Raw genomic sequence first — 6,581 nt, 5'->3', positions numbered from 1 at the left:
AGTAGTTCCTGTCGTGCCAGAAGCAGATCTCCCCCGCCACCTCCACCGGACAGGCGGCGAGCGCCGCGCAGCACCGCGCGGACGAGAACTGCGGGGCGGGGGAGATCTGCTTCTGGCACGACAGGAACTACTCGGGCACCCCCTGGCGGTGGAGCCCCGCCTCCGGGTACCGGGACATGCCGTCCAACCTGCACGACCACGTGTACTCCTTCAAGGCCAACGCCAACGCGTGCTTCATCGACTGGAGCCCGCAGGAGAAGCGGCCGGTCGTCTCCGGCGACTACGCCAAGGCCTACGACACCAACTTCGGCACGCGGATCGACGCGGTGGGCCCCACCTGCTGACGTACTGACCTTCCGTCACTCGGGCGGGCCGTCCCCACAGGACGGCCCGCCCGATGCGTGGTCGGGTGGGACCGTGCAGCTCCTCCCGGTTCCCGTACGGCGCCTCGCCGCCTGGTGCGCCGCCATCCTGCTCGTCTCAGGGGTCGGCTACGTCGGGATCCGGCTCTGCTCCGAGTTGCGGACCGCCGTGACGCCCGTGCTGCTCGCCCTGCTCGGGACCGCGCTGCTCGGGCCGTTGTACCGGCGGCTGGTGAAGGCGCACGTGAACCGGTCGGTCGCCGCCATGATCACCTGTGTCGCGGTCGTCGCCGTGGTCGGCGGGGCCGTGTACATCGTCGTGGCCGCGCTGATCGACACCGGGGACCAGATCGTGTCCTCGCTCAAGGACGCGGGCAATTCCCTCGCCGACCACTTCGGGGCCGCCGGCACCTCGGTGGACGACCTGGCCTCCAACGCGAAGGAACTGCTCACCAAGTTCGGCGGGACGGCCGCCTCGAACGTCATCAGCGGGGTCAGCGTCGTCGGCGAGACCATCGCCATGGCCGTACTGGCACTGCTGCTCGTCTTCTTCTTCCTCCGTGACTCGGACCGGGCCGCCGGGCTGCTGCGCTCGCTCGCGCCCCACGACAACGCCGATCTCGTCGAGGCCATGGCCCGCCGTGCCTTCGAGGGCGTCGAGGGCTTCATGCGCGGGACCACCGTCATCGCGCTCATCGACGCCCTCTGTATCGGCATCGGGCTGCTCGTCCTGGACGTGCCGGGAGCGTTCGGCCTGGCCGCGCTCGTCTTCGTCGGCGCCTACATCCCCTACCTCGGCGCGTTCCTCTCCGGTGCCGTCGCCGTGCTGGTCGCGCTCGCCGACCGGGGTTTCGTGATCGCGCTGTGGGCCCTCGGGGTCGTCCTCGCCGTGCAGGTCCTTGAGGGGCATGTGCTCCAGCCGATGATCCAGAGCCGGACCGTGCAGATGCACCCGGCGGTGGTGATGATCGCGATCACCGCGGGAGCGTCCGTCGCCGGAATCCTCGGCATGCTCCTCGCGGTGCCGCTGACCGCGGCCGCCTTCGGTGTCGTCCACGAACTGCGGGAGCGTTACGCGTCCCAGGACCCGAACTCCGAGACATCGCCCGCGCCGTCGCCCGCGGTGTCCCCGACGCCGTCGGACTCGTAGAGCTCGAACCAGATGCTCTTGCCCTCGCCCCTCGGGTCCACGCCCCAGGTCTCGGCGAGGAGTTCGATGAGGAGCAACCCCCGCCCGGAGGACGCCAGTTCGCCGGGGTGCCGCTTGTGCGGGAGGTCGTCGCCTGCGTCCGTGACCTCGACCCGCATCCGCCGCTCACCGGGCTCGCCGGTCACCTCGGCGGTCAGCAGGGCGTCGGCGTCGGTGTGGACGAGGACGTTGGTGAGCATCTCCGAGACGAGCAGGACCGCGGAGTCGACCTGGTCGGCGCCGGTCCAGTCGTGGAGGAGTTCGCGCAGCTGCTGCCGGGCCACCGCGATCCGCTCGGGCTCGGCCTGCGCGACCGTGAACACCGTACGGCGGATCTTCGGAGGGACGGTCGTCGTGTCGCCGCAGCCGCAGGCCTCGCCCTCGCGGGACAGCAGGAGTACGGCGATGTCGTCTTCGCGGCGGTCCGCGAGCGGGCCGGTGGTGTGGTGCGAGGAAGGTCCGTGGACCGCCTGGACGAGGGCGTCGGCGAGTTCCTCCAGGTCGCCCTTGTGCTCCTCCAGGATCGTCCGGATGCGCTGCCAGCCCGTCTCCAGGTCGTGGCCGCCGGTCTCGATCAGCCCGTCGGTGCACATCAGCATGGTCTCGCCGGGCTCCAGGGCGAGCGTGGTCGTCGGGTAGTCGGCGTCCGGGTCGACGCCGAGCGGCAGCCCGCCCGCCGTGGGCCGCATCAGCACCGTGCCGTCCGCCATGCGTATCGCCGGGTCGGGATGGCCGGCCCGGGCGATCTCCAGGACCCCGGTCGCCGGGTCGGCCTCGACGTACAGACAGGTCGCGAAGCGCGGGTCGGTCTTCTCCGCGTCGCCGTTGGTGATGCCGTGCAGGAAGCGGGAGGCGCGGGACAGCACCGCGTCGGGCCGGTGTCCCTCGGAGGCGTAGGCGCGCAGCGCGATGCGGAGTTGGCCCATCAGCCCGGCGGCGCGCACGTCGTGGCCCTGTACGTCCCCGATGACCAGCGCGATGCGTCCTCCCCCGGAGGGGGTGCCCCCAGGGAGCGGGATCATGTCGTACCAGTCGCCGCCGACCTGGAGGCCGCCGCCGGTCGGGATGTAGCGGGCGGCGACGCTCATGCCCGGGATCTCCGGGCCCAGCGTGGGCAGCATCGAGCGCTGGAGCCCGTCGGTCAGCTCGCGCTCGGACTCGGCGACACCGGCGCGGGACAGCGCCTGCGCGAGCATGCGGGCGACCGTGGTGAGGACGGACCGCTCGTCGGGCGTGAAGGCGACCGGGTAGGTGAAGGCGGCCATCCAGGCGCCCATCGTCCGCCCGGCGACGGTCAGCGGCAGGAACGCCCAGGACTGCCGGTGGAAGTGCTGGGCGAGCGGCCAGGTGACCGGGTAGCGCTCCTTGTACTGCTCGGGCGTGGACAGATAGACGGCACGGCCCGTCCGTACGACCTCGGCGGCCGGGTAGTCCGTCATCGTCGACATGTGCGAGAACGGGTCCTCGTCGCCCGGCTGATGCCCGTGATGGCCGACGATCGTCAGGCGGTCGCCCGATACGCCGAACACCGCGAGGCCGTCCGGTGAGAAGCCCGGCATCGACAGGCCCGCCGCGACCCGCAGCACCTCCGCCGTGGACCGCGCCTCCGCGAGCGCCCGGCCCGCGTCCAGCAGGAAGGCCTCGCGGGAGCGCCGCCAGTCACCGGTGACCGCCGTCCGCCCGGCCGGTGTGCCCGGCGTGGGCTCGGTGACCTCCTGGAGGGTGCCGATCAGCTCGTACGACCGCTTCTCGGGGTTGTAGGACGGCTTGGAGCGGCTGCGGACGACGCGGATGACCCGGCCCCGCTCGTCCATGATCCGGATGCGGACCTCGGCGAGGGTGCCCTCGGCGACGGCCAGCCCGACGACCCCCGTGATCTCGTTCCAGTCCACGGGGTGGAGTCGGGCCCGGGTCTGGGCCTCCGTGAGGGTGGTCTGCTCGGGGGGCAGCCCGAGCAGCCGTGCGGCCTCGGCGTCCACCGTGACCAGCTCCGAGGCGGTGTCCCAGTGCCACAGGCCGGTCGCGAGGGCGGCGAGTACCTCCCCCACGGCGGGCAGGGGCTCACCAGTGCGCATTGACCCACTCTAAGAAGAGGAGATCGAAACCTGCCACCGAGGGAGCCTGGCGTTAATGGTGGGGAGGCGATCAATGGGTGGCCGGTACCCTTGGGACGTCCGGGCTCCGGCCCCGGACGTTTCACGTGAAACACTCCCCGATCCGCGAAGGCTGGATGAACGACGATGCATCGGTACAGGTCCCACACCTGCGGCGAGCTCCGCGCCTCTGACGTCGGCACCGACGTCCGGCTGAGCGGCTGGCTGCACAATCGCCGAGACCTGGGCGGCATCCTCTTCATCGATCTGCGCGATCACTACGGCATCACGCAGCTCGTCGCCCGCCCCGGCACGCCCGCGTACGAGGCCCTCGACAAGGTGACCAAGGAGTCGACGGTCCGCGTCGACGGCAAGGTCGTCTCCCGCGGCACGGACAACGTGAACCCGGATCTGCCGACCGGTGAGATCGAGGTCGAGGTCGGCGAGGTCGAGCTGCTCGGCGCCGCCGCCCCGCTCCCCTTCACGATCAACACCGAGGACGGGGTCAACGAGGAGCGGCGCCTGGAGTACCGCTTCCTGGACCTGCGCCGCGAGCGCATGCACCGCAACATCATGCTGCGGTCCTCCGTGATCGCCTCGATCCGCTCGAAGATGGTCGCCCTCGGCTTCAACGAGATGGCCACCCCGATCCTGTCCGCGACCTCCCCCGAGGGCGCGCGTGACTTCGTGGTCCCCTCGCGCCTGAACCCGGGCAAGTTCTACGCCCTTCCGCAGGCGCCGCAGCAGTTCAAGCAGCTGCTGATGATCTCCGGCTTCGACCGCTACTTCCAGATCGCGCCCTGCTTCCGCGACGAGGACGCCCGCGCGGACCGCTCGCCGGGCGAGTTCTACCAGCTCGACGTCGAGATGAGCTTCGTGGAGCAGGAAGACGTCTTCCAGCCGATCGAGAAGCTGATGACGGAGCTGTTCACGGAGTTCGGCGGCGGCCAGGAGGTCACCTCCCCGTTCCCGCGCATCCCGTTCCGCGAGTCGATGCTGAAGTACGGATCCGACAAGCCGGACCTGCGCGCCAAGCTCGAACTCACCGACATCACCGACGTGTTCGAGGGCTCGGAGTTCAAGGCCTTCGCCGGCAAGCACGTCCGCGCGCTGCCGGTGCCGGACGTCGCGGCGCAGCCCCGCAAGTTCTTCGACCAGCTCGGCGACTTCGCGGTCACCCTCGGCGCGAAGGGCCTGGCCTGGGTCCGCGTCACCGAGGACGGCTCGCTGACGGGCCCGATCGCGAAGTTCCTGACCGAGGAGAACGTCGCCGAGCTGACCAAGCGCCTGTCGCTGGCCGCCGGTCACGCCGTCTTCTTCGGCGCGGGCGAGTTCGAAGAGGTCTCGAAGATCATGGGCGCGGTGCGCGTCGAGGCCGCCAAGCGTGCCGGGCACTTCGAGGAAGGCGTCTTCCGCTTCTGCTGGATCGTCGACTTCCCGATGTACGAGAAGGACGAGGAGACCGGGAAGATCGACTTCTCGCACAACCCGTTCTCGATGCCGCAGGGCGGTCTGGAGGCCCTGGAGACCCAGGACCCGCTGGACATCCTGGGCTGGCAGTACGACATCGTCTGCAACGGCGTGGAGCTGTCCTCCGGCGCGATCCGGAACCACGAGCCCGACATCATGCTCAAGGCCTTCGAGATCGCGGGCTACGACCGTGACACCGTCGAGGAGCAGTTCGCGGGCATGCTGCGTGCGTTCCGCTTCGGCGCCCCGCCGCACGGCGGGATCGCCCCCGGTGTCGACCGCATCGTCATGCTGCTCGCGGAGGAGCCGAACATCCGCGAGACGATCGCGTTCCCGCTCAACGGCAACGCGCAGGACCTGATGATGGGCGCGCCGACGGAGCTGGACGAGACGCGGCTGCGCGAGCTGCACCTGTCGGTGCGGAAGCCGCAGCCGAAGTAGCACGCGGCCGACGGGAGTTGAGGCGTTGGGGCTCGGAACCGGCATCGGTTTCGAGCCCTTTCGCTTGCGCACAGGATTCACAGCGCATTCTCATGTTCATGCCACGTAGGGCGCCTCTAGCGTCCCCGGCATGACGGATTCCCGAGTACCCCCCATGGATTCTCAACCCCCCACGGACTCCGAAGTCCCAGAGGACAAGGGCCAGTTGGCGCGTCGTACGGTCCTGGTGGCCGGCGGTGCGGCGGTGACGGCGGTGGGCGTGGGCGGCACCCTCGCGGCGAACGCCTCGGCGGCCCAGCAGAACGCGGCTCCGGAGGATACGGCCCAGGACACCTGCTACACGCTCACCTCGGAGCTGACCGAGGGCCCGTACTACATCGACGCGGACAAGATCCGCCGCGATGTCACCGAGGACCAGGAGGGCATCCCGCTCACCCTCGACCTCAAGGTGATCGACGCGGACACGTGCAGACCGCTGCGCAACGCGGCCGTGGACATCTGGCACTGCAACGCGACGGGCGTCTACTCGGGCTACGAGTCGACCGGCGGGGGCGGCGGCCCGGCCCCCACGGGCGCACCGCCCTCCGGCACCCCGACCGGCACCCCGACGGGCGGCCCGCCCGGTGGCGGCGGAGGACATCAGGAACCGACCGACGACGACCGCTTCCTGCGCGGCACCTGGCACACGGACCGCCACGGCCACGTCACCTTCAAGACGGTCTTCCCCGGCTGGTACCAGGGCCGTTGCGTCCACATCCACGTCAAGGTCCACGTCGACGGCACATGGACCGACGCGGGCTACGAAGGCGGCCACACCTGCCACACCGGCCAGCTCTTCTTCGACGAGAAGTCGGTCATCGCGACGTCGGTCCTGGAGCCGTACGTCTCGAACACGGCGACGCGCACGACCCTCACCGAGGACGGGATCTACCCCCAGAACGGCCACGAGGGCGGCCTGCTGTACCTCCAGTACGACAGGCGGCACATCGGGCGGGGCGTGCGCGTCGCCGTGTTCGAGACGTACGG

The 6,581-nt window shown here is 70.4% G+C and carries 5 protein-coding genes; 4 read left to right on the top strand and 1 reads right to left on the bottom strand.

Annotated features, from left to right (window positions below; all coding sequences use genetic code 11):
• Positions 1–8: 8 nt before the first annotated feature.
• Both AC31A1_RS43840 and AC31A1_RS43835 read left to right on the top strand, forming a co-directional pair.
• Complete coding sequence (locus tag AC31A1_RS43840; protein ID WP_489658665.1) at positions 9–344, top strand: peptidase inhibitor family I36 protein; 336 nt, start codon at positions 9–11, stop codon at positions 342–344.
• A gap of 73 nt (positions 345–417) precedes the next feature.
• Entirely contained in the window at positions 418–1,512 is a 1,095-nt protein-coding gene (locus AC31A1_RS43835) for an AI-2E family transporter (protein ID WP_489658664.1), read from the top strand.
• Here the strand turns inward: AC31A1_RS43835 and AC31A1_RS43830 are convergent.
• Positions 1,434–3,626: a SpoIIE family protein phosphatase gene (locus AC31A1_RS43830; RefSeq protein WP_489658663.1), complete on the bottom strand. Its 2,193-nt coding sequence runs from the start codon at positions 3,624–3,626 to the stop codon at positions 1,434–1,436. The genes AC31A1_RS43835 and AC31A1_RS43830 overlap by 79 nt on opposite strands.
• A gap of 165 nt (positions 3,627–3,791) precedes the next feature.
• Here AC31A1_RS43830 and aspS point away from each other — a divergent pair, with 165 nt between their 5' ends.
• Positions 3,792–5,555, top strand: a complete 1,764-nt coding sequence (aspS, locus tag AC31A1_RS43825; RefSeq protein ID WP_393750720.1) for an aspartate--tRNA ligase — start codon at positions 3,792–3,794, stop codon at positions 5,553–5,555.
• Positions 5,556–5,709: 154 nt separating this feature from the next.
• Positions 5,710–6,581: intradiol ring-cleavage dioxygenase (locus AC31A1_RS43820; protein ID WP_489658662.1), on the top strand; the 872-nt coding region annotated here is incomplete at its 3' end.

The sequence above is a fragment of the Streptomyces sp. P5F9 genome (genome assembly GCF_057961495.1).
Note: the sequence above shows the minus strand (reverse complement) of the source record. Positions and strands in the feature narration are given on the sequence as shown.

Coding starts and splice junctions, on each gene's coding strand:
- AC31A1_RS43830 (WP_489658663.1), bottom strand. CDS start 3,626: ATGCGCACTGGTGAGCCCCTGCCCGCCGTGGGGGAGGTACTCGCCGCC.
- aspS (WP_393750720.1), top strand. CDS start 3,792: ATGCATCGGTACAGGTCCCACACCTGCGGCGAGCTCCGCGCCTCTGAC.